Genomic DNA, 22,822 nt, shown 5'->3' on the forward strand with positions numbered 1-22,822 from the left:
GCCGTTAAGCTCTTCTGTGCCGATGGTAATTGGGGGCTGTCCCCCTGTGAGAGTAGGTCACTGCCAGGCAAATGAACCCCGCGTACTTCTTGGAAACGAGAGGTACGCGGGTTTATTATTTTATACGTGCCAAGAGCACAGCGAGAGTTTCGATGGACAAGTAGGTCGAGGAAACAAGAGAGTAAGCACCGGATTTTCAGATTTATCGGACTGGTTAAACAGAAAAGCGGTTATTTAAGATGCTTACTGATTTTCTTCTCACGTTCGTGCATATTTCTATGAAAATTTCAGTTGGTAGTATAATTAAAAAACATTTTTAATGAAATCCGAGTATTTTTGCCCTTAAGATATACGGGTGAATATATATTTCCGATCAAATGAAAAACACACATATCTCAATAAAGAGTGATGCGTGTTTTATTTGCCATCTTCTATTAATTAATATTAGATTTAAGCTTTTTCTCCATGAGGAGGTCATTTACAAACTGCTCTGCAGTCAGATAGGTCTCGGAATAGCCAAGTCGATTGCCTAACTGAGTGATGTGCGGAGGTTCTAGGTATGCTTCGCGAAGCACATCAGTTTGGGAGAAAACCGATTTTGTGTCGTCATCAATCATAACCCTACCATGCTGGAAAACAATCGTCCTTGTAAACGTTTCAGAGACGAAGTCCATATCGTGGAGTATAGAAATGACCAGTTTTCCTTCGCTTTCGAGTTTTTTGATAAGGTCTTTGATTAATTGTTTACCTGGATCGTCCTGAGCAATCGTTGGTTCATCCAGAATTACAATACGCGGATCCATGGCCAGTATTGAAGCGATACTGACAAGCTTACGCTCTGCGAAAGAAAGATCGTAGGGGTTGTGATTTATTTTGCTTCCAAGTCCGACAGCTTCAAGCGCTCTTTTCGTCATGTTCTCCGCTTCGTCTGCAGGCATTCCAATGTTGCGCGGACCCACTATGATTTCATCATATACTTTGCTTTTAAAAATCTGATCACCTGGATTTTGAAACACAAGGCCAATCTGAGCAGCGAGTTTTGCGACGCTTGTTTCTTTTGTGTTGATGCCGTTGACCAGAATATCCCCGGTAACAGGTTTCAGAAGGCCTTTGAGCAGCTTGACGAAGGTTGTTTTTCCGGCCCCATTCTGTCCAATAATGGCTGTGCTGCGGTGATCGAACGTCAGATCAATTCCTTTAAGCACGTCATGGTCATTCTGATATGAAAAATGCAAGTTTCTAACCTCAATGAGATTCATAAACTTTTTGCACCTCATTTACTGTACTCTCAAGAGTAACCGGATAGAGTCCAACCTGGTCATGTATGTCCAAGCCTTTGGCAACCCTTGTAAAAACGGGTGGGCGTACACCACGTTCTTCAAGATTACTTAGAGAGAATAATTTCGCTGGAGGATCAAAGGCGACAATTTGGCCTTGATCAAGAAGCATGACGCGATCAGCATATTCAGCGATTTTCTCAGTCTTATGCTCGACCATGATGATCGTCATACCTTGATTGCTTAAACGTTTAATAGCTTTGAAAACTTCTTCTGTGCCTTGAGGATCAAGTTGCGATGTGGGTTCGTCAAGGACAATCACTTCCGGCAGCATCACAAGAATACTGGCTATTGCCACACGCTGCATCTGGCCCCCCGAAAGTTCAAAGGGATTTTTATCACGAAGGTTCTCGATTTCCAGAAGTCTCAGGGCATCGTCAATGCGCCTGACCATCTCTGTTTTGGGGATGGCGAGATTCTCCATTCCAAACGCCAGCTCTTCGGTTACTGAATCTTTAGCCCCGGTCATCTGGGTAAAGGGGTTTTGAAAGACGATACCGACTTTCCGAGCGATATCGCTTAGCTTGCTTTCCTTGACGTTGATCCCGTCTATAAGGATCGAGCCGCCATAAGCACCTTTGAAAAAATGGGGGACAAGTCCACTTAAGGCTGCGCAAAGTGTCGATTTTCCCGCGCCATTCCGGCCAATGATCCCGATAAACTCGCCGCGCTCAATCTGAAAGGTTAGCCCATTTAGTGCGAGTGCTTCAGTTAGGGGATACTTGTATTTCAGGCTTTTTACGATAATTTTACTCATAGCAGCCTCCAGGCGATCGATACAATGAGCAGCAGAAGTAATATCAAGCGTACCGGTGTCTTGTACCGATAGACGGGCTCATCGCGAAAATAAGTATGTTTCACTTCAGCGCTGAAGGCTCTCGCTTCAAGTGCCATTGCCCGTTCACGGGTGCCGATTAGGGAGTTGATCACGACCGGTCCGATCAGTGGAAGAAACGCTTTGGCTCTGATGAAAATATTTCCTTCCGTTTCCAAGCCGCGTGACCGCTGAGCATCGGAAATAGTTTTCATTGTTTGAGCCATCTGCGGAATGATCTGAAAAACAGAAAGGATCACATAGCCGATGCGATGCGAAAGGCCTTTGCGCTGCAGCGTTTCTACCATATCCGCAGGATGCGTCGTCAGAACGATCAAAGAGAACGCAAGCAGAATATCTAGAAAACGTACAACAATGGATGAAGCATGGATCAATCCTTCTCGATAAAAATGAACCGGTCCGATTGTAAACAACACATCATGATAACCTTGAATAAATGCACTCTGGATGATGATAACGGATAAAAGAACAAACAGAGACAGTGCGGCAATCGGCATTAATTTTTTTAAAGCTCCTGCGCTGATGATCAAAATAAGGCTGACCAGAAACGAGAATGTGCCAAGGATTACTGCTCCCGTTATTATGGGGGCGACGATAAACACGCAGCAATAGATCAGCTTTGTTAAAAAGTCCACATCATGGACGATGGATTTTTTATCTACATACAACGAAATGGACGTCAATTGAATACCACCTCATCATTTTTCAAAAAGAAAAGTCTGTTATTGTATTCAATCAAGTGTTGTCGTCTCCTGACTATTATCAAAAAGAATAGTCAGTCTCTTCGGCAGAACGCGGTAGACGGCAAAGGCGACGATTGCACTAACAACTTTATCAGGGGCATCCACCAATATGTTGTCAACAAACGAGGAGAGGATCACATTTACATGGTGAGCATTCAAAAACGCAAATGCGGCGTCACCCCAAATATTGCCGGTTTGGCCTCCGTAATACACGTAATTTAACGGAACAGAAATAATTGAAGACACGAGGGCGACGATGATCCCGAAGACAATTACTTTCCATAACTTACTAACCATGCCGTAATGAGCAAGGACTCCGGAAGCTACACCGATACCGATGCTCGCGATTCCGTAAACGGCTGAAGCTGGGCTTAAAGTAAGGCCGTAGATAATGTTATTGATCAAACCGGACAGTGCACCAAGAACCGGTCCACCGACAATGCCTGCAAAGATAGTCCCGATTGAATCCAGCCAGAGTGGAAGTTTTAGTGCTTCAGCGAATAATTTACCAATATAGTTGATGGCGACTGCGGCCGGTATTAAAACGATTGAAGCTGTATTCAGTTTCACACGCCATAAATTCCTTGCTTTGCTCATGTAAAATTGCTCCTTTTATATGTAATGGGTATCGTATAAACAGGTTGTCTTATTGATTAATTTTTCATCATTTAGTCCAAGTAACGCGCACAGCATAAGTAAAGAAAATTATTGAATGCCTGTCGATCGACTTGAGTGACAAAATCAACATTTTTGTTCTGTCCTGTCAGGTCATAGAAATCAACTAACGTGCAACCATAAGAAGGACCGCCGCTTGTATCTACGTTAACACTGACTCTTTTAATTCCTGAAAATAGTTCGGGTTTCAGTTCATAGATGACGGTACATGCATCATGAATCGCGACACCATTCAATCCCATGCGTTCAGAATAAGGCATATAGTGATTGAGGAGATCTCCAAGCATCCGGCTTGCCCTGTTCTTAAGGTTGCCTGTGATTTGTTGAATGTCCTGACGCGTGGTATAGGCTTTATAAGTGAGGTCAAGTCCGAACATTGTGATTGGGACTTCGGAATCAAATACAATTTTCGCAGCCTCAGGGTCAACAAACATGTTAAATTCGGAAACAGCTGTTATGTTTCCGCCGATACTGCTGCCACCCATCAACGAGATATGGTCGATTTTGTTCTTCAGATGCGGCCGCACACTGAGCAAATGGGCGATGTTGGTTAGAGGTGCCGTGGCAAGAATGGTTACTTTTTCATGAGCCTCTGTAAGAATTTTGGAGATCAAATCGAAGGCGCTCAGTTTGCTGGGTTGAATATGCTCGGGTGTAATCTCCATGCCCTCGAGGCCAGTTTGACCATTGACATCATCGGCAAGGGTCAGTGGTTTAATCAATGGCCTTTCAGCACCCCGGGCAACCGGAACTTCGATATTTAGATGTTTAGCAATTCTTAGCGCATTAGTGAATGTTTTCTCTATAGTCTGATTGCCTGCCACGCAAGTGATGCCTCTGATATCAAGCAGATCCCGCCATCCAAAGGCAACCATTAACGCAATGGCATCATCAAGACCGGGGTCGCAGTCAATGATGATTGGTTTTGCTTGGTTTTTGTAGGAATCCAAAGAATCATAGCCTTTCTCAATGTGGTATTAGTCATGAATTAACTTTACAACTGTCTTGACACGTATTATGTCATGTTTTGTGTTTAATAGCAAGAGTCGTTACGTTATTAATAGATTTGATTATGGAAAAATTGAAAAGCACAATTTTATGAACATCTTAACTATGAATAGTGTCCGAGAACATTGGGAAATTTACGATTGGGAGGTGTTTGATGTGCCAAAAATTGGCGTTGAAGAGTCATTAACCAATGTTGCGGATGCTTTGAAACGGAAAGGCCACGAGATCATCGCATTGAAACAGGAGTCTGACGTTAAAGGCTGCGATTGTTGTGTGATCTCAGGTCTGGATACGAATATGTTGGGCATTCATGAGACATCAATAGATGGTCCAATCATTGAAGCCAGCGGATTATCTGCGGATGATGTTTGTCTGATCGTTGAAAGCCGGTTGCAACAACTACAGCACTAATGAACAAAGGGTGAGTTCGAAATAAGGGCTCACCCTTTTATTATGTGTTAGAGATTACAAATTTTTACGGAAAATAGTATTAGCCCAGCTTTGGTTCCGCAAGCACCAAAGGCTTGGTGAAGTCGACATCGAACAATTGTTTGCGCATCATGATCGACTGTTGCCTTTGCATTATTCATTCCGGTCAAATTCAGAACAGCACCATTGCATGGTGCACCCTTTGAAAGGGAATACTCTTTCTTTGGAAAGACTGGTTTTATTGAAATTATTGATATGCGGAGGTTGACGATGTTGAAAGGTGTGAACAACAAGAGCAATTGGTTGGAACTCCTTGCAAAATCTATATTATCCTTTATTGGGGTGGCCATCCTTGCTTTGGGGGCTACGCTTTGCAAACAGGGGCATATCGGACTTGATCCATTTACAGCCCTCAATATTGGTGTTTCAAAAAAGATACATTTGAGTTTAGGTATTTATCAGCTTCTTGTTAACGTGTTCATCATTATCTTCGTCATCCTGCTTGATCGAAAAAAGATAGGGATTGGGACGATTATCAATATGGTATTTGCCGGGTTCATGATCGATTGGTTTTCCAGCTTTTACAGTGCCATCTTTCATTACCATCCCACACTTCTGACTGGAATGGTTAATGGGATTCTAGGTTTGTTGTTTTTACTTTGGGCACTTCATTATACATGTCCGCTGATCTTGGGGTCGCTCCATATGACGCAATTGCGCCGATCGCATCTAATAGATTACATATCAGATATAAATTTTGTCGAATTGTTCAAGATCTTGGCTTTATGATCGCGGCATTGATCGCAAGGGGACCAATCGGCCTTGCGACAATTATCATCTCCTTTTTTGCTGGTCCATTAATCACATTCTGGGATAATACGCTAAGCAGACGCCTTGTTTCTAGCGTAGTAGAGTTCTGCAGTCATCCCTCTGGCAGAAGCATTGGCCATGGCTTTACTGGTGCCGGCAGATATACCTATTATTTGGTGAAGCACAGTTATGATCTAACGGTGGAGACACAAGAGAAGCTCTCTCATTACTCGGATGAACAATTACAGTTGAAGCAAAAACAAGCACGCGTAACGTTAAAGGATGCAAAAACCGTCATCCAAAACACATTGATTCAATACGGATTATTGAAAAAAGAAGAGCAGCGTCGGGAAAGGGAAGAGAGGAACGGGAACAAACGAGAATAAATGAGCCATCGAGAATCTATGGAAATGAAAACTCAGGTACTGAAAACGAGATACAGTTTGTCAATTAGTTGAGGTACAATGGAACAAAGAGAAGAATCGCGAAAAATAATGAATCTCTATTGAAATCACCCTTAACTGAATGGAGCAGAACTAAGTGAATCCTCGGATAAAATTTGTTGCATCCCCAGTATTTGAACTACTTGCGGCTATGTTTCGGATTTCAACGTATGATGAACACATGAAGAACGTGCACGACGAACGGTCGGAAGAATTAGATAAACTGAAGAAATGGATTGAAGAAAAAAGCGCACAGTTTTCTGCAGAAATGAAAAAGGATTTGGCACTTTTTTTTAACTATGAGAGCTTCTTTGGGCTTTCGTTGATTCGGTTCGCTTGGGAAAATGACGTTTACTCAGATGTGGATGATTTTCTAAGAAAATTAGAAACGTTGCCTAGCCTTCAGCTCTTCAGCTACTTTTTGAAAACCGGTTTTGCGAATGAAAAATTCATCGATCTCAATAATTTCAATGAAACGACGGATTATATCGACCAGAGCAATTTGCCGGATGTTGAAAAATGGAAAGCACTCTACTTGTTTGTGCATAAAGAAGAGGCGAAGCAGAATATACTTCGGCTTCTGAAATTTTTCTATCATTGTGCGGCGTATGATTTGGATGGGTTCCTTGAGAAACAAAAAAAGAGTATTCAAGATGTTAAAGCGTTTATTTCAGAAAAAGGTGAAGATGAATTCATCAAGATTCTCTCAACAAAGTTGTTGCAGCCGGTTGAAGAGATGGATGATATTACACTCGCTCCTTCAGTTTCGTATTATGAGTGGGTGTTTTCTTCAGGCAGAGATAAGCATCCTTTTTTTATGTATGGGACGCAATTTTTCAACTTTAATCGAGATTCTGTTCCAGATAAAGAACAGATGATTCAAGCGGTTAAAGCGTTTGCAGATGAACATCGGATCGCGATTATTCAGCTGCTTTCCAAAGAACCGCTCTATGGCTATGAATTGGCGCAACGGCTAAACCTTTCTAGTTCAACCACCTCTCACCATCTGGCGACGCTCTCATCATTTGGTTTTGTTCATGCGGTTAGGAGAGAAAACAAGGTCTATTATGAAGTACAGAATGCTGAAATTGAACGGTTTATGAAGCATCTGAAGGATTTCTTAATTTAAGTAGATTTAAAGAAACTTTCGGGAGGAATGGTGGAGATGAAATGGGAAGTGAAAGAGTTTTCCCAACTGACAGCGAGAGAGGTCTTTGACATCTTTCAAACACGTGAGTCTGTTTTTATAGTGGAACAAGAATGTCCATATCATGAAATTGATGAACATGATCTGAGCAGTATTCACGTCTATGCTCATGAGGAAGGTCAAATTCTTGCTTATGCCAGAATTTTTAATGAGGAGAGCACGGTTACTTTTGGAAGAGTGCTCGTGCATCCTGACTTTAGAGGAAAAGGGATAAGCAAATCGCTGATTATGAAGGTAATGCAGGTGATTGGCGAGAAGATGCCGAACAAATCAATCGTTATTGAAGCCCAGGACTATATTCAAGCGCTTTATGCTCATTTTGGCTTTAAGAGAACATCAGAGGTTTTCCTGATTGATAACATTCCACATGTCCGGATGGAGAAAGAATGCTAGTTTTCGCACTAGTTACTGTAAAATTAGATGTCTATATGTGAAGCAAAAAGAAAGGACTGGAAGTCACGTTATCGGAAAGTAGAGACTAAACTGCGGCAACGGCTTGCCCGCAGAATGCCGGTTCTTTAAGGCGTTACTTCCAGTCTTCTCAAAATAGTGCCAAATAGCTGTTTGTCTTTTTCGATGGTCAGACCGGCACGGGCGATATTTTCCATCGTACGACGGTTGATGTTCGCACCCCACAGTCTGACGGTTAATGGATTCAGAAGATCCATCAGGATGCCAGCAACGGGATTCTCGCTTCGCATGTGTTCCAGCATCAGGATTTTTCCATCCGATTTGCATACGCGGCGCAACTCATGCAATCCTTGAACCGGGTCGGGTACCGAACAGAAGACACAGGTGGACACAATGTAATCAAATGAATCATCAGGGAACGTCATCTGTTGCACATCCATCTCCAGCAGAGTCATGCGATCCTCGGTACGAAGCTGTTGTACCATGTTGCGAGCATACTGAAGCATGCGGGAACTGAAATCAACTCCGGTCACCCGAACATTTCTCGGATAAAAGGGTAGATTCGCACCTGTCCCAACGCCTACTTCAAGTACATGTCCACTAAGAGAGGACAAGAGTTCCTGTCGCCATTCGGGCTTGATCATTCGGTCCATCTGATTATAGATCCCAGAAATTCGGTTATAGCGTTTTTGAATGGTTTTATTGAGATCGCGCATAGAAATCACTCCTTCTAGTAAAAGTGCTCATTTATTCAAAAGACTTGTAAATTATTCATTGATGATGCTCATCGTTCTACACATGTTTCATGTGCCCCCTAAATTTTAATAGAAGAAGAGTGATGTGTAAAATAATGCTAATGGTCTCTTAAATTTTGATGACATCTTTCTCTATGGGTCCGGATGCGATAGGTGTAACGTATCTTCCTTTTGTGTAAATCTAACTAATTCTCATTTTCTTCATAGTCCTCAATACCATTGCCGTTTCTTCTATTTGATCCATATAGCTGAGTCTGTTCGAAGAGGAGGACTAAAAGGATAGTTTTACAGGTTAAAAACGCAACATCATGTTGCAACGTTCATCAGGTGTTTATTGATTAACTGGGTTCATCCATTAGCCTTGGATAGTTCTACATATTGGTGTGCAAGCACGTCGGCATACTTGTCGACTAATCGCGCAAAAATATTGTCCCAGCTTTGCGATAAGGCGTAGTGTCTAGCAGCAATACCCATTCTCTGACGTGCGTCTTGATCCTCGAGTAGAGAATGAATTGCATTGGCAAATTCATGAGGACATTTTGACGTACAGAGCAAGCCATTTTTAGTATTGCTAATGATATTTTTGACGCCACCGGCATTGGCTCCGATGACCGGCGTTCCGCAGGCCATTGATTCCAGCACAACATTGCCAAAGGTTTCAGTTGCGGAAGGAAACACCATCAGATCTGAAGCGGCGTAGACGTGCGCCAGTCGTTCCGGCTTTATGTATCCAGTAAAGGTGACATTCTTGTTGAATCGCGCTTTCATTTCCTTTGCAAGTGGGCCATCTCCGGCAATCAACCAATGTACATCGTTTGCTCCGTTTTCATTTACCATAGCGATGACAGATTGTAACGTTTCGATGTCTTTTTCCGGTGCCAAGCGTTCGGCATAAGTCAGGATATGTTTCGCTGTAATCGAATAGTTCTGGCGGATACCTGCATCATTTCCTTTCGCATTGAACAGATTACAGTCAACGCCTCTGCTCCAGACATTTAGATGATGAAATTGTTTTTCCTTCAACTGTTTGAATGTTTCAAGTGAGGGAACAAAAGTCTTTTGGAGTGAATTGTGGAACCAACGCAAATAATTCCAAAGTACAGGTGAGAGAAATTCCATCTTGTAATAGCTTAAATATGCGTCGAAATCTGTGTGATAAGAGCCGACCAGAGGAATATTAAGTTTTGTGGCATAATATTTTCCGAGCAAGCCCATCGTGAACGGTGTTGCCACATGGATAAGATCCGGCTGGAAATGCTCAAGCTTCTTTTTGACAAAATGGAGATTAGGCAAGGCGAGACGGCATTCCGGATAAACGGCGAGTGGAATGCTTTTCATTTTCTGTACGTGGTTATTCTCATTATTGTCCTTAACATTTTGCGGGGCAAATAACGTATAGTCGATGCCTTTTCGATGGAGATAGTTTGTCAGACGTTCCAAGGTTTTTGCTACGCCATTCACCTGAGGAGTGTAGGTATCTGTAAAAATGGCGATTTTCATCGAGAAACCTCCCTTTTAATATGACCTCCTCAGATCGGGGAGTGTCATAGATCCGGCATCCACGTACTTAAGACAACACAAAACAACATCTTTATTTTAATAAGCCAACGTTAAGTTTGTTATGGACTTTGTAAACCTGAATCAAAAGAAATGTAAAAGATCACTGACTCATTTGTGATAAATTCGCTGTTATAATTAATAGTGAAAAGAAAAATGCATACCAGGTGTGGCATTAATTCCATTTACGGAACGAGAGGAAAATCAACTGATCTAGATTCTCTTTAATGGGAAGATGAGGGAGGAAAATTCATGCTTGTCTACGAAAATAAAGACAAGGCAATAAAAGCCTATGCTTTGGATCTCGCACATTGGCAAGATTTTACCGATTTATTTGGCGAAAGAGGCGCTTGCGGTGGATGCTGGTGTATGAGCTGGAGGCTGAGAAAAGCGGAATTCGATGCACAGAAAGGCGAGCAGAACAAACAAGCTATGCTTCAGCTTGTGAAAAACGGCGAACCAATAGGTGTCCTGATGTACGTTGATGGTCAGTCGGTTGGCTGGTGTGCTGCAGCGCCAAGAGATAAATATGTCCGACTAGAACGGTCGCGTGTATTCAAGCGGATTGATGATCTACCTGTTTGGTCGATCAGTTGTTTCTTTATTGACAAATCGTACCGTCGGCAAGGATTATCGTTGGCGTTGATTCAAGCTGCCGTGCAATTCTGCAAACTACAAGGTGCCTCAATGATTGAAGCGTATCCGGAGGTACCTTACAATGCGAATGTTCCTGGAGCATTTTTATGGACGGGTATTCCGTCTGTCTTTGAAAAAGCGGGTTTTGTAGAAACGGTCAGGCGTTCGAAATGGAAAAAGATGATGAGGTATCAAATTAAGTAAGCGATAATACGAATAGTAACGGATTCTCTTTAGTTTTGCTGAAGATGGGGAGTGGGGAAGCTGTGTCCTTTGATCTCATTATCTTTTGTTTTCTGAGTCTTGTTTTTGCTTTTTTTTATTGTGAATAATCTATGTTCGTGGTTTACCAGGGTGCTGAAGTTTGAAATTCGTTGGCGGCTAGATAAACTTGCAGTGGCGTATTGTGAAAACAAACGAATCAGGAGACTGCTTTTATATGATGATCTGATTACATTTTTCCTTTTTTGTGTGTTTTATATATTAGAGGCGACTGGTGTATCTAGCAACATTTGGATCGTTTTTCTTTTAATAATTATGCTGCAGTTTGCGAAACAAATCGTTTTGCTCAAGATCTTAGAATCTTTGAAAGCTGGTGAGTGAGTTGATTAGAGGATCGCTAGAATTGCTACGTGTGGTTCTAATTGTTTTTATTCTGAACGCGGTGCTTACATATGTAATTTCTGTCGTATACCATTTGCTTGGAATACCCATTAGTCTTATTGGTTCTACTCTTGTTTTTGTTGCGACACTGATTGTGGCCTTTATGCTATACCGGAATAAATTCCAGTTTCATGGCTTTTATCGCGGAAAAAGTTTAGTGAAATTATCGGAGAAGACGACTCGAGTGTTAATCATCATTGTGGCTGCACTACTGATTGTCGCTCCGTTTCTAAAATAATATATAATATTTATAGACGATTAAGAAACACAACATATTCACAAAGATAGGGGATTCCTCACTTGAATACAAAATTGACAGTCCGAGAGATTTTGGAACGCCCTTATTTTCACAATTCAAAAGTGTATGCAAGTGAGCGAGCATTGGAACGTACAATTAAATGGACACATGTTCTTGAGGTTGATGACGTCGGTGATTTGCTTAATGGAAATGAACTCATTCTAACGACAGGTTTAACATGGAACGGATCCGAGCAAAAATGCTTGAAATTTTTGCAACAAATCATGGATAGCAATGCAGCGGGACTGGTTATTGATATGGGAAGGGTAGTTGACGAAATACCCGAGCGGATGATTCGTCTCGCTCAATCAGAAGATTTTCCGCTGATCTTGATCTACTCTGATATTCGCTACATAGATGTAACTCACGATATTCATGCGTTTGTGATTAATCGACAGAAGAAAATGATGGAGGATTTGGAACACTTTTCGGTCCAGCTCAATGAATTGCTGTTAATGGGAGAGGGAATAAAGGCACTGCTCACTCTTTTTTTCACGTTTACAGGACATGCAATCGCGTATGTACCTGTAAAAGGGCGCACACTCTGCATTCCTCACTCGGGTTACTTCCAAAAGTGGTCGGAAAGTCTGCATGTTACAAACAGTTCATCGAATAGAAGCTCTGTTTTTCCAGTTATGGTCATGAATCAGCTGTTTGGCTATTTAATGGTTCACGCGTACGATGATGAGGATCATTTTATTGTGCTCGCCTTAGACCGATGCGCCACCGCTGTCGCTCAAGAGATCATGCGCTCGATGTATTGGGAAGAAAGGCAGCTAAACAGGGAGAACCAATGGATCTCCCGATGGCTAGACGGACAGCTTGATGAAAATACCATCAAAGAAAAGCTATGGCGTATAAAACCTAACATGACCTTTACATGGTGTGGTGTAGCAGCCTTTGAACAGGTCAACAATAAAGCAGATGCTGGTACGGTTCAGATTCACAAAAATATTGTGTTGCGCACAGTTTTCGGTAATGAATCCTTTTTTGTCCTGCCGATCTACCGCGATCATCAGCTCATCTGTATTTTGCTTGATTTAATCGGGTCACGTGATGAGAAGGAGATCGAAAAAGCCGTTATCAGGGCAATGGAGCAGCTTGCCCATTACATAAGCAACGAGATGTTTTTTATATGGGGTGTTTCTGGTTCTGTTCAACCGCTTGATGAACTAGGATCGTGTGTCTCAGAAGCAGTGGAAGTGATTGATATTCAAAGACATATTGGAAGGATGGCAACTCCTTTTTTTCGTTTGCTTCATATTTATCATATCATTCATGAAATGGATAAGAACGGTAGCCTTGAGCCCTTTATCAGGCAACAGATTGGCGGGCTACTTGACTCGGGAGACGGGAAGAGGAGTGAGCTTCTTTTTACACTCAAAATTTATCTTGAATGTGCCGGGAGTAAAAAAGAAGCGGCGCAAAAGCTGTACATATCCAGGCAATCCTTATACAAACGGCTTGAGAAAATCAATGAGCGGCTTGGTGGGCACTTCGAAGATTCACCGAAGCGGCTGGCGATTGAACTGGCTTTGGCAGGTCATGCTTATTTGCTGAATGATCGCGTCACCGAGGATTAACTGAGCAGATCAGTTTTCGTGATTGGAAAATTAATGAAAAAAGAACCGCCGAAGTTCGGCGGTTCTTTTTATCTCGATGGTCATTTAAAGTTGATGGCAATCTTTTCTTGATTCAGATATAGGTTTGTCATGCTTGGAACGGTTTCGGAGAGTATTTTTCCTTTGTGAATCGAATAGCGAATTGATGCTATCTTGCGAATCACATCATAACTGCTCTGTTCTGGCATGATCAGGAAGTTTGCCGGTTTTCCTTCCTCAATTCCATACTGATCAGATACGTACAATGCTTTTGCACTATTTGTTGTAATCAGATCCAGACCTTTAGAGATCTGATCGTAGCCCATGAGTTGGCAGACATGCAGGCCCATAAACAGAACATGTAGCATATTCCCTGTACCGAGCGGATACCATGGATCAAATATATCATCATGCCCGAAGCAAACATTGATTCCGGACTCGAGCAATTCTTTGACTCTTGTTACACCGCGACGCTTCGGATAGGTGTCAAACCGACCTTGCAAATGTGTGTTCACAAGTGGGTTTGAGACAAAGTTAATCCCGGACATTTTAAGAACTCGGAACAGTTTCGCAGCGTAAGCACCGTTATAAGAGTGCATAGCCGTTGTGTGGCTTGCCGTTACGCGTTCGCCCATGTTTCGTTTATAAGCTTCCGCAGCAATCACTTCAATAAATCGGGATTGTTCATCATCAATTTCATCACAATGCACATCAATCAGTCGGTCATATTTTTCGGCCAGATCAAAAATGAATTTCATAGAAGCAACGCCGTCTTCACGAGTTAATTCATAATGCGGAATACCGCCTATTGCATCAGCACCTAGAAGGACCGCTTCTTTGATCAGTTCTTTCCCTTTTGGAAAGCCAAGGATGCTCTCCTGCGGAAAGGCAACAATCTGAAGATCCATCCATTCCGATACATCTTCTTTCAGTTCGAGTAATGCATTCAAAGCCGTCAGTTCCGGATCATCCACGTCTACGTGCGTGCGAACATATTGAATGCCTTGGGCTGCTTGCCACATCAGCGCCTTCTTAGCACGTGAAAGCACATCTTTTCGTGTCAGTTGTTCCTTCCTCAATGCCCATGTCTCAATTCCTTCAAACAGCGTTCCGCTAATATTCCACTTCGGCTCTCCGGCGGTCAGCACCGTATCCAAATGAACATGAGGTTCGATAAAAGGTGGAATCACTAATCCGCCTTCCGCATCAAGACTTCCAGCAGGGCTTTCAGAAACCTGCTGATCCATCTTTTCGATCTTCTTTATAAGACCATTAGCAACCTGAATGTGCCACAGCCCCTCATGATTCAGTAATCTTGCATTACGTACGAACATAGACAAACCACCTAACCGATTATTTGCGAATTTTTACGAGAATCCAGTAGACAAGACCCGAAAGGATCAGAACTGGGTATGTCGCACCGATACTCGCTTTAAAGAATTCCATCGTGTGAAGCAAAAGAAATGCCGCAACACCAAATGCCCAAGAAACAATCGCCGGCCAATGAAAACCGCCGGTAAACCAATATTTGCCGTTCACCTCTTCAAAGGCAGGTACATCATAATCTCTTTTCTTAATGAAGAAAAAGTCGGTGATCATGATACCGATAAGCGGTCCGAGCACCATTCCGATATAATCAAGGAAAGCGATAAATGAATCGAGGAAGCTTCCGAATAAGAGTGGCACGAAAGTGAGCAAAACGGCGAACACGGTAACTGTCCAAAGGGCAGGCATCGCCTTGATTTTCTTTGTAAGATTGGTCAGGGAGATTCCCGCTGCCATCAGATTGATCGCATTTGCGGTAGTGCTGGTCAGAACGATGACAACAAGTGCCAGCCAACCGAGTCCAAGCTTGCTTGCGATTGTGCTCGGATCTGAGTTATTTGGATCATAAGTTCCGGTTGTGATCGCCGCAGCAATCGTTGCGATAATACCGACAAAGGCAAACCAGAATAAGCCAACGTTCGCCCCAATCATTGGTGCAACCGTTGCGCTCGATTTATTCTTAGTATATCGTGTGAATTCGGCGATCGCAGGGATCCAAGCCAAGCTGAAAGCAGCCATTGTGTCCATGGCGGTTCCAAATGGAAGAGACAATGAAGCTGATGGATGCCAGTGAATAATCTGGCTGAATGAGACGTTTTGCAGAACGACGATTGTTTCCCAAATTCCTAGAATCCCGACAAGAATCATTCCTATGCGCTCAATTAGTTTGACGGAACGATGGCCGAGCGAAATTGATGCAAGGTGTAAGATACTCATGATTAAAATGCCGACAATCATTGATTTCGCGCTTCCTTTTTCACCAAAAGCGGCCCATCCAACGCTGTCCTTGAGCAAAAAGCTGATCGATATGGCGGCAATGAACGTATTCACGGCTGTCCAACCAATAAATGAGGTTAGGTTGACTAAGGTAGGTAGAGAACTACCACGTACACCAAACGAAGGACGTGTCAAAGCCATGGTTGATGTTCCTGCTTTATAGCCCATATACCCAACCATTGCCATAATCAGATAAGCAATCGGATTGGCAATCAGTGTGACGGCGATCGCGCCTCCAAATGCGCAGCCTGCAACCACACCACCCATATACCAAGTACCATTGTTTGCGTTCGCACCGATCCACGTCGCAAGCATATCCATAAAGGACATATTTCGCGCCTGGGAATGCGGTACTTTCTCTGTAGCGCCGTATTCCTTCGCAAGATCAGTTTCTGGTTCAGTTGTCGTGATTGTTTTCTCCCGTGACAGATTATATGACACAACCATCCCTCCAAAAATAAAATGTAATATAAGATAACATAATATGTTTTAATATATCTCAATTAGTTGGGAATGGGAAAGAGACAGGGTGGCTGATTACAGAACATTTTGATTGACACTATGTCAACTCTTATCATACCGTTCGCAGATGTACCTATGGAAAACTAAGAGAGTGAAAGAAGATAAGATGCGGAAAAAATTTTTTCCTATCATCCCAATATCGTGTATAATCAACCAATGAACAGAATCCGCTTAATGTAAACGTAACGATAATTATGTAAACTTAGTGATTCTCTATGAAAATAGTCTATTTAGTAGTCATGACTTACTAAGATTTATTTTGCTTTAGGCAACATGAGGAGGAAGATTTTTTGAATTCAGTAACAACAAAGATTCCAGGGATCGCACTTGCCGCAGTACTCGCTTTTCCGGCATGGCTAATTGGTCTCTATCTGCCGATCATCGGTAGCCCGGTGCTTGGTATTTTATTTGGCATTATTCTTTCTTTTTGGACAAGACCTGCGTCACTTCAAGCGGGAATTACCTTTACAGGAAAGAAAGTCTTACAGTATTCCATAATCTTAATGGGTTTTGGACTTAATTTGTTCAACATTATCCGTGCGGGCGGACAGACGCTGCTGCTGATGGTTTTTACACTCACAGCAGCATTTCTTACGGCTTATATTACTGGCAAATTGCTTAGAACCGAAAGCCGGACGACGACGTTAATTGGTGTCGGGACTGCGATTTGTGGAGGATCAGCGATTGCTGCAGCAGTACCGGTTATTCAAGCTAAGGATGAAGAAGTTGCACATTCGATTTCAACGATTTTTCTATTTAACGTCATTGCTGCATTTCTATTCCCATTTCTCGGCCACCTTTTTGATATGAGTAATGACCAGTTTGGGCTTTGGGCAGGTACCGCGATTAACGATACGTCTTCTGTGGTTGCAGCAGGCTACACATTCAGCCATGATGCCGGAAACCTTGCTGTTATTGTTAAACTGACACGTACGCTGATGATTGTTCCGGTCACGATCGCTCTAGCTTTAATCTTTTCGAGAAAAGATAAAGAAGGTAAAGGAAGCTATCGCTTTTCGAAAATTTTTCCTTGGTTCGTACTCTGGTTTGCGGCAGCTTCTGTTATCAGCACCTTTATTTCTGTACCACAAGCATTGCTTGGGTTTCTTGTTAATGTTGGCAAATATATGATCGTGATGGCTATGGTTTGCATTGGCTTGAATACGAATCTTGTCAAACTCTTGAAAAATGGTATTCGTCCAATTTTGCTTGGCCTGATCTGCTGGTTTGTTTTGGCAATCGTCTCGATCTTTGTCCAATATTGGATACTCTGAGCTGATCTCGTCGATTAATCTTTTCGGCAAGACTCCAATTGCAGGTAGGAATTCACAACTTGAATGTTTAATTGTATAAGTAGCTTATACACATAAAGAATCAGGGAGTGAAAAAATGCGAGCGGATGAAGAGACGATTGGCTTATTTACGAAACTAGCTTCCGAGAAATTGAACATTACAAAGAGTAAACTCAGGCACTTAACGATGGCACTCGAGAAAAATGGGTATCAGTTCACGCGAAATAAAAGTAATCAAAGAATCTTCTTTAAAGAAGATATGGAAACCATTAGTCAATTACTTGAAAAGTTGAATACCGGTCTGACAATCGATGACGCGGCAAAGCGCATATGTGACAAAACAGATTTGGACCATTTGCCAGCCGCCGTTGAATATGGATTAAACGTCTCAAGATCCGAGGTCACATTGGCTGCCGATCAATTTCGAGCAATGGTTGAACAGGTCGCCGCCTCTGCGGCGCAACAAGCAGCTGATCGGGTGGTAGAAAATTTCAGTACTGAGTTTGAACGGCGTATTGAACTCCGGGATAAACAATTGATGAGCAGGTTGAGAGAAATAGCTGAGTCCAAAAAACAAAAAAAAGGGCTAGTTGCACGTCTGTTTGGTTATTGAAACCATCTGCAAACGATGCTTAGAGAATAACAAAAGACTCGCTTTGATGATGAATCAAATAGCGAGTCTTTTGTTGGGGGGTTATGAAGGTTTGTATTCAAGTTTCTGGTATTCCTTATTTCTCTCAAAGAGCACTTTAGCATAGGAACAAACCGGGATAATTGTCTTTTGTTCCTCTGTCGCCATGTTAACTACTGCCTGAATTAATTGTTGGGCAATGTGTTGACCGCGATAACTAGGGTCAACAAAAGTGTGGTCAATACTGAGCACAGACGGTCCTTGATCAGTATATGTGATTTCGCCGATTTCTTTATCAGATCCGTCCACCATGTAAAAACGATGATTTCCCTTTTTTAATTCCATCTTTGATCCCTCGATTCTTTTTTTTCTTTATCTAAGACATATGTTCATAACAATGATGGCACTCGATCACAAGAGGTTAGTAACTGAAATCAAACGATGTCTTTCTTACTTAATTTAACCATAAATGTAAGCGGTTTATCAAGGGGGGATCAATCAGGATCACACGAAAAACAGCGTTGATCTGCATTCATGAAAATACATGAATGAACCGGATGCTTTGTCCATAACCAAAACGCATAAGTCTCATACCCTGTTAATGTAAGATGAATAATGGAAACAAGGAGGAGTTATGAATGGGTTGGAATGACTTTGTATATGGTCAGCAATCCGGCTCCGGCTGCGGCTGTGGTGGTCAAAACATTGGCGGCAATTACAACAACAACAGTAATTACAACACCAGTAATTTCAGTAATCGTTGTGATGGGCGGGATTTGTTGAGAGGTATTTCCAAGAACGATTTCATCAAAGTATTTCTGAAGAGTTCAAGACCGGTTAGTGGTTTCTTTGCCGGAGTATCAAGAAATGTGCTGACACTCTTCAATTGTGAGAAACGTAGAGTTTCCACAATCGACATTTGCCTTGAAGATATCGTTGCTATTAAATCGTTTGGTGAGCGATTCGATGATGACCGTCATGATGATCATCACGATGACTGTGGCTGCGACTGAGCGTAACCGGTTTGAACAAAATAAATACAAATTGAATTTAAATTATTCATGTAAGTCGCGAACTTAAGGAACCCCCTTAAGTTCTCTTTTTTTGCCAGATTTGTTGAAAAAAATATTGGGATCACAGGTTATTCTGATCGTATTCACGCAATATACTTGAAAAGGTCGAAAGAAACCTAACTTTGACCAGTCTTTCAGAGAGTAGGTGATAACTGATCAATCGGATCAAGGTTTCTTTATGTTTGTTTCTAAATAAATGACAACGCTTACAAAAAGGCCACTTACGTCTAAAATGTCTGCATATCAATCGGGGGTGTATGGATTTGAAAAAGAAATGGTTAGTTATTTTTGTTAGTGTTCTTCTCCTAGTTGCCATGACGGGTTGTGGAGGAAAAAGCGCTACTAATGGAAAAACAACGGTCGATATCTTTCAGTTTAAAGTAGAATTTAAAAATCAATTTAAGCAACTTGCAGACAAATATATGAAAGAGCATCCCAATGTTCAAATTAATATTACAACTGTGGGAGGCGGGAGTGATTATGGCGCTGCATTGAAATCCAAATTCGCTTCTGGGAATGAGCCTGCAATTTACAATATTGGCGGACCTCAAGATGTAAAGGACTGGACCGGAAAACTCGCTGACCTGAAAGATACGAAAGCTGCGCAAGCCGCATTGCCCGGAACTTTGAAAGGTGTAACGAAAGGGAGCGAAGTATTCGGACTTCCCTATAATCAGGAAGGATACGGCCTACTCTATAATAAAAAAGTGTTGAAAAAAGCCGGAATTGATCCTGCTTCAATCCATACATTTGCGGATCTGACAAATGCCGCGAAGTTTTTAGATAAACAAAAAGCGTCTCTAGGGTTGAAAGCCGTTTTTGCTTATGCCGGAAAAGAGACTTGGGTGTCAGGACTTCACTCCTCGAACATCTTTTTGTCTCCGGAATTTGACCAAGACGTAACAAAGGCATATCAGTCAAAAACAGTCTCTTTTAAATATGGGAAACAATTGAAAGCATATCTTGATTTGCAGCAAAAGTACTCTGTGAAGCCTACAGCAAGCCTTGATTATTCACAACAAGTTGAAGAGCTGTTTTCGAATGGAAAAGTGGCCATGATTCAGCAAGGTAACTGGGTTTCACCAACAATTGTAGGTATTAATGCAGATTTTGCAAAAAATGGTATTGGTATTCTCCCTATTCCAGTGGACGGCTTTAAAACAGACAGCATCCCAGTGGGAGTGCCAATGTATTGGGCAGTAAATGCTCATAAGGATACAAAGACGATTAAGGCAGCAAAAGATTTTCTTGATTGGATGTACACTTCTTCGGAAGGCAAGAAAATTGTCATTAACGATTTTCAATTTATCCCTGCCTATAAGGGCTATGATGTTTCTGGATTAAAGGACCCTATTTCTAGATCAATTTATCAGTATTCAAAAGAAAATAAGACGATCGGCTGGGTATTTAACGGTTATCCTACCGGCTGGGGATTAAATACACTTGGTTCGGACATTCAGCAATACATGAGCGGGAAATTAAGTTGGAACAACTTATTAAAGGATGTTGAGCAGAAGTGGAAGGATGCAAGATCTCAATAATTACAATATGTATGCAAATATAACTGTTTATAAAGTAGGCTATGTTAAAGCTCACTATTGAATTTGCTACTGTGTTAATTGGAGCGGATGGGTGAGACTCCTCAGCAAAGTATTGGGCGAGGAGCCTAGCGGAGCGACCGTGGCCGTACCTATTGATGCGCGCATATGGAGTGAAAATCAAAATGTAAGTTTTTACAGAGCCATAGAGTTAACTAAGAAGCGACCATTGCGGAGGACGAGGCAGCACACTGCTTTGGCCTCCATATTCTTTAATTTAACAGGAGGTGGAACGGATGAAAAGAAAGAATAGCTGGTTTTACTTTTTTATCGCACCCATTTTCATTGCCCTAGTCATGGTTATAATCGTTCCTCTTATATTAGGCATCTATTACTCATTTACCAACTGGAATGGCATTCAGTCAACTAAGATGGTAGGTTTTGCAAATTATGTCGCGATTTTTCATGATAAAGGATTTATTGATTCTCTTTGGTTTACGGTTAAATTTTCCATTGTCTCAATTGTGTTAACAAATCTGATTGGCTTATCGCTTGCTTTGATTGTCACGCAAAAATTCAAAGGCAATCATTTTCTGCGTACTGTATTTTTTATGCCGAACCTGATTGGTGGACTGATTCTTGGTTTTATCTGGCAGTTTATCTTTATTAAGGCTTTTTCTTCTGTTGGTGATTTAATTGGTATGGCTTCATTAAAAGATTGGCTGGCGACACCGGATACGGGATTTTGGGGGTTGGTCATTTTAATGAGCTGGCAATATTCGGGGTATATCATGGTGATTTATATTGCTTATCTAGAAGGGATGGATCGCGAGCTGCTCGAAGCCGCAGAGATTGATGGTGCAAATATCTGGCAACGCTTCCGGCATATTATTGTACCCTTAATTGCCCCCGCTTTTACAGTGAACTTGTTTCTCACATTGTCCAATTCCTTTAAAATGTATGATCAGAACCTTTCGCTGACGGCAGGCGGTCCTTATAATTCTACACAAATGGTCGCAATGAATATCTTTAATACGGCCTTCGGACAAAACCAGATGGCGCTTGGACAGGCAAAGGCGGTCGTTTTCTTCGTAGTTATCGCAGCTGTATCGTTAACACAGGTTTATTACAGTAAGAAGCGGGAGGTGGAGCTGTAATGAAGTCGAGAAACAATTGGCGTTACTTATTTGCTGGAATCGGTTTTTTCCTTGCCATTGTCTGGATTTTACCTTTCTATTTGATGCTCTCAAATTCATTTAAAACAAAAGCGGAAATTTTTCTCAATGCACTTGGACTGCCTCACCGATTCACAGCTGAAAATTATCCAACCGCTATGCAACAGCTTGACTTTTTCCGCTCGTTTCTTAACTCAATAATCATTACGGTGTGCAGTATCACAATCATCATCATTTTTTCTTCTATGGCTGCTTACGCGCTCGTTCGCACGAAACGTAAAGTCAGCAGTGTCATATTTATGATCTTTATTGCTGCGATGCTGATTCCTTTTCAAACAGTGATGATACCACTGATCTCAGTTTTTGGTGCTGCGGAGATGCTGAATCGGGTAGGGCTAATGTTTATGTACCTGGGGTTCGGTTCAAGCTTATCAATCTTCTTATATCACGGATCGATCAAATCTATTTCTGTTTCACTTGATGAAGCCGCAAGAATCGATGGGTGCAACCGCTGGCAAACATTTTGGTATGTGATTTTTCCAATACTCAAGCCGATGACTGTAACGGTAATGATTTTAAATGCAGTCTGGATCTGGAATGATTATCTTTTACCGTCACTCGTCATTAATAGTCCGGGAAAAGAGACCATTCCGCTCAAAATGTTCTTCTTTTTCGGCGAATATACCAAACAATGGCATCTTGCGCTTGCCGGACTGACTTTGTCGATTATTCCGATTATCCTCGTCTATTTCTTTGCTCAAAGACAAATAATAAAAGGGATGACACAGGGCTCCGTAAAATAATAACAAATTGTTAAAAGAAGAAACGAGTCGGCAATCGCCGGCTTTTTTATTTATTGAA

General features: G+C 41.9%; 22 protein-coding genes and 1 pseudogene. 13 read left to right on the forward strand and 10 right to left on the reverse strand.

Annotated elements, in window-relative coordinates:
* Positions 1-434: 434 nt before the first annotated feature.
* The 5 genes from P343_RS34525 to P343_RS34545 all read right to left on the reverse strand — a co-directional run bounded on the left by P343_RS34525 (position 435) and on the right by P343_RS34545 (position 4,540).
* On the reverse strand, positions 435-1,259 hold the full coding sequence (locus P343_RS34525; RefSeq protein WP_023511486.1) for an energy-coupling factor ABC transporter ATP-binding protein: 825 nt from the start codon (positions 1,257-1,259) through the stop codon (positions 435-437).
* Positions 1,246-2,094, reverse strand: a complete 849-nt coding sequence (locus P343_RS34530; protein ID WP_023511487.1) for an energy-coupling factor ABC transporter ATP-binding protein — start codon at positions 2,092-2,094, stop codon at positions 1,246-1,248. Before P343_RS34530 ends, P343_RS34525 begins: the two co-directional genes overlap by 14 nt.
* The gene (locus P343_RS34535) at positions 2,091-2,855 is read right to left on the reverse strand and encodes an energy-coupling factor transporter transmembrane component T family protein (protein WP_023511488.1); all 765 of its coding nucleotides are present in this window, start codon (positions 2,853-2,855) and stop codon (positions 2,091-2,093) included. Before P343_RS34535 ends, P343_RS34530 begins: the two co-directional genes overlap by 4 nt.
* A gap of 48 nt (positions 2,856-2,903) precedes the next feature.
* Positions 2,904-3,512 (reverse strand): membrane protein, encoded by a 609-nt coding sequence (locus P343_RS34540; RefSeq protein WP_023511489.1) that lies wholly within the window; start codon positions 3,510-3,512, stop codon positions 2,904-2,906.
* A 71-nt stretch (positions 3,513-3,583) separates the two neighbouring features.
* Complete coding sequence (locus tag P343_RS34545; protein ID WP_023511490.1) at positions 3,584-4,540, reverse strand: nucleoside hydrolase; 957 nt, start codon at positions 4,538-4,540, stop codon at positions 3,584-3,586.
* A gap of 214 nt (positions 4,541-4,754) precedes the next feature.
* Between P343_RS34545 and P343_RS34550 the strand changes: the two genes are divergently transcribed.
* From P343_RS34550 to P343_RS34565, 4 genes and pseudogenes are all read left to right on the forward strand, one after another.
* Entirely contained in the window at positions 4,755-5,009 is a 255-nt protein-coding gene (locus tag P343_RS34550; RefSeq protein ID WP_023511491.1) for a YkuS family protein, read from the forward strand.
* Between the two features lie 288 nt (positions 5,010-5,297).
* Positions 5,298-6,223, forward strand: a pseudogene (locus tag P343_RS37890) (YczE/YyaS/YitT family protein).
* A 154-nt stretch (positions 6,224-6,377) separates the two neighbouring features.
* Positions 6,378-7,409 carry an ArsR/SmtB family transcription factor gene (locus P343_RS34560; RefSeq protein WP_023511492.1) on the forward strand — a complete coding sequence of 344 codons (1,032 nt, stop codon included), beginning with the start codon at positions 6,378-6,380 and terminating at the stop codon, positions 7,407-7,409.
* A 36-nt stretch (positions 7,410-7,445) separates the two neighbouring features.
* Positions 7,446-7,880: a GNAT family N-acetyltransferase gene (locus P343_RS34565; protein WP_023511493.1), complete on the forward strand. Its 435-nt coding sequence runs from the start codon at positions 7,446-7,448 to the stop codon at positions 7,878-7,880.
* A gap of 125 nt (positions 7,881-8,005) precedes the next feature.
* Here the strand turns inward: P343_RS34565 and P343_RS34570 are convergent, their stop codons facing one another.
* Together P343_RS34570 and P343_RS34575 are read right to left on the reverse strand one after the other, a co-directional pair.
* Positions 8,006-8,614 (reverse strand): class I SAM-dependent methyltransferase, encoded by a 609-nt coding sequence (locus P343_RS34570; RefSeq protein WP_023511494.1) that lies wholly within the window; start codon positions 8,612-8,614, stop codon positions 8,006-8,008.
* Between the two features lie 387 nt (positions 8,615-9,001).
* Positions 9,002-10,153, reverse strand: a complete 1,152-nt coding sequence (locus tag P343_RS34575; protein ID WP_023511495.1) for a glycosyltransferase family 4 protein — start codon at positions 10,151-10,153, stop codon at positions 9,002-9,004.
* Positions 10,154-10,462: 309 nt separating this feature from the next.
* On the opposite strand from P343_RS34575, the gene P343_RS34580 reads away from it, so the two are divergent.
* The 3 genes from P343_RS34580 to P343_RS34595 all read left to right on the forward strand — a co-directional run bounded on the left by P343_RS34580 (position 10,463) and on the right by P343_RS34595 (position 13,390).
* Entirely contained in the window at positions 10,463-11,050 is a 588-nt protein-coding gene (locus tag P343_RS34580) for a GNAT family N-acetyltransferase (protein WP_023511496.1), read from the forward strand.
* Between the two features lie 400 nt (positions 11,051-11,450).
* Complete coding sequence (locus P343_RS34590) at positions 11,451-11,747, forward strand: hypothetical protein (protein WP_152525325.1); 297 nt, start codon at positions 11,451-11,453, stop codon at positions 11,745-11,747.
* Positions 11,748-11,809: 62 nt separating this feature from the next.
* On the forward strand, positions 11,810-13,390 hold the full coding sequence (locus P343_RS34595) for a PucR family transcriptional regulator (RefSeq protein WP_023511499.1): 1,581 nt from the start codon (positions 11,810-11,812) through the stop codon (positions 13,388-13,390).
* Positions 13,391-13,470: 80 nt separating this feature from the next.
* Here P343_RS34595 and codA read toward each other — a convergent pair whose 3' ends face one another.
* Together codA and P343_RS34605 are read right to left on the reverse strand one after the other, a co-directional pair.
* Positions 13,471-14,742: a cytosine deaminase gene (gene codA / locus P343_RS34600; protein WP_023511500.1), complete on the reverse strand. Its 1,272-nt coding sequence runs from the start codon at positions 14,740-14,742 to the stop codon at positions 13,471-13,473.
* Between the two features lie 19 nt (positions 14,743-14,761).
* Entirely contained in the window at positions 14,762-16,171 is a 1,410-nt protein-coding gene (locus P343_RS34605) for a cytosine permease (protein ID WP_023511501.1), read from the reverse strand.
* Between the two features lie 371 nt (positions 16,172-16,542).
* Here P343_RS34605 and P343_RS34610 point away from each other — a divergent pair, with 371 nt between their 5' ends.
* Positions 16,543-17,526 (forward strand): YeiH family protein, encoded by a 984-nt coding sequence (locus tag P343_RS34610; RefSeq protein WP_023511502.1) that lies wholly within the window; start codon positions 16,543-16,545, stop codon positions 17,524-17,526.
* Positions 17,527-17,641: 115 nt separating this feature from the next.
* Positions 17,642-18,157, forward strand: coding sequence for a hypothetical protein (locus P343_RS34615; protein WP_023511503.1), 516 nt, complete (start codon positions 17,642-17,644; stop codon positions 18,155-18,157).
* 81 nt (positions 18,158-18,238) lie between these two features.
* Here P343_RS34615 and P343_RS34620 read toward each other — a convergent pair whose 3' ends face one another.
* Positions 18,239-18,520, reverse strand: coding sequence for a GNAT family N-acetyltransferase (locus P343_RS34620; protein ID WP_023511504.1), 282 nt, complete (start codon positions 18,518-18,520; stop codon positions 18,239-18,241).
* 293 nt (positions 18,521-18,813) lie between these two features.
* On the opposite strand from P343_RS34620, the gene P343_RS34625 reads away from it, so the two are divergent.
* The 4 genes from P343_RS34625 (at position 18,814) to P343_RS34645 (ending at position 22,764) form a co-directional block, all read left to right on the forward strand.
* Positions 18,814-19,188, forward strand: a complete 375-nt coding sequence (locus tag P343_RS34625) for a hypothetical protein (RefSeq protein ID WP_023511505.1) — start codon at positions 18,814-18,816, stop codon at positions 19,186-19,188.
* A gap of 317 nt (positions 19,189-19,505) precedes the next feature.
* A complete protein-coding gene (locus tag P343_RS34630) occupies positions 19,506-20,789 on the forward strand; it encodes an ABC transporter substrate-binding protein (protein ID WP_023511506.1) in 1,284 nt (427 codons plus the stop codon).
* A gap of 293 nt (positions 20,790-21,082) precedes the next feature.
* A complete protein-coding gene (locus P343_RS34640) occupies positions 21,083-21,943 on the forward strand; it encodes a carbohydrate ABC transporter permease (RefSeq protein ID WP_023511508.1) in 861 nt (286 codons plus the stop codon).
* A complete protein-coding gene (locus P343_RS34645) occupies positions 21,943-22,764 on the forward strand; it encodes a carbohydrate ABC transporter permease (RefSeq protein WP_023511509.1) in 822 nt (273 codons plus the stop codon). The genes P343_RS34640 and P343_RS34645 overlap by 1 nt, the downstream gene beginning before the upstream one ends.
* Positions 22,765-22,822 lie beyond the last annotated feature (58 nt).

The organism is Sporolactobacillus laevolacticus DSM 442, from assembly GCF_000497245.1.
GTDB lineage: Bacteria > Bacillota > Bacilli > Bacillales > Sporolactobacillaceae > Sporolactobacillus > Sporolactobacillus laevolacticus.

Bases quoted from the DNA above. Each gene is read 5' to 3' on its own strand.
- P343_RS34525 (WP_023511486.1), bottom strand. From the start codon at position 1,259: ATGAATCTCATTGAGGTTAGAAACTTGCATTTTTCATATCAGAATGAC.
- P343_RS34530 (WP_023511487.1), bottom strand. From the start codon at position 2,094: ATGAGTAAAATTATCGTAAAAAGCCTGAAATACAAGTATCCCCTAACT.
- P343_RS34540 (WP_023511489.1), bottom strand. From the start codon at position 3,512: ATGAGCAAAGCAAGGAATTTATGGCGTGTGAAACTGAATACAGCTTCA.
- P343_RS34565 (WP_023511493.1), top strand. From the start codon at position 7,446: ATGAAATGGGAAGTGAAAGAGTTTTCCCAACTGACAGCGAGAGAGGTC.
- P343_RS34570 (WP_023511494.1), bottom strand. From the start codon at position 8,614: ATGCGCGATCTCAATAAAACCATTCAAAAACGCTATAACCGAATTTCT.
- P343_RS34575 (WP_023511495.1), bottom strand. From the start codon at position 10,153: ATGAAAATCGCCATTTTTACAGATACCTACACTCCTCAGGTGAATGGC.
- P343_RS34580 (WP_023511496.1), top strand. From the start codon at position 10,463: ATGCTTGTCTACGAAAATAAAGACAAGGCAATAAAAGCCTATGCTTTG.
- codA (WP_023511500.1), bottom strand. From the start codon at position 14,742: ATGTTCGTACGTAATGCAAGATTACTGAATCATGAGGGGCTGTGGCAC.
- P343_RS34615 (WP_023511503.1), top strand. From the start codon at position 17,642: ATGCGAGCGGATGAAGAGACGATTGGCTTATTTACGAAACTAGCTTCC.
- P343_RS34620 (WP_023511504.1), bottom strand. From the start codon at position 18,520: ATGGAATTAAAAAAGGGAAATCATCGTTTTTACATGGTGGACGGATCT.
- P343_RS34625 (WP_023511505.1), top strand. From the start codon at position 18,814: ATGGGTTGGAATGACTTTGTATATGGTCAGCAATCCGGCTCCGGCTGC.
- P343_RS34630 (WP_023511506.1), top strand. From the start codon at position 19,506: ATGGATTTGAAAAAGAAATGGTTAGTTATTTTTGTTAGTGTTCTTCTC.
- P343_RS34640 (WP_023511508.1), top strand. From the start codon at position 21,083: ATGAAAAGAAAGAATAGCTGGTTTTACTTTTTTATCGCACCCATTTTC.
- P343_RS34645 (WP_023511509.1), top strand. From the start codon at position 21,943: ATGAAGTCGAGAAACAATTGGCGTTACTTATTTGCTGGAATCGGTTTT.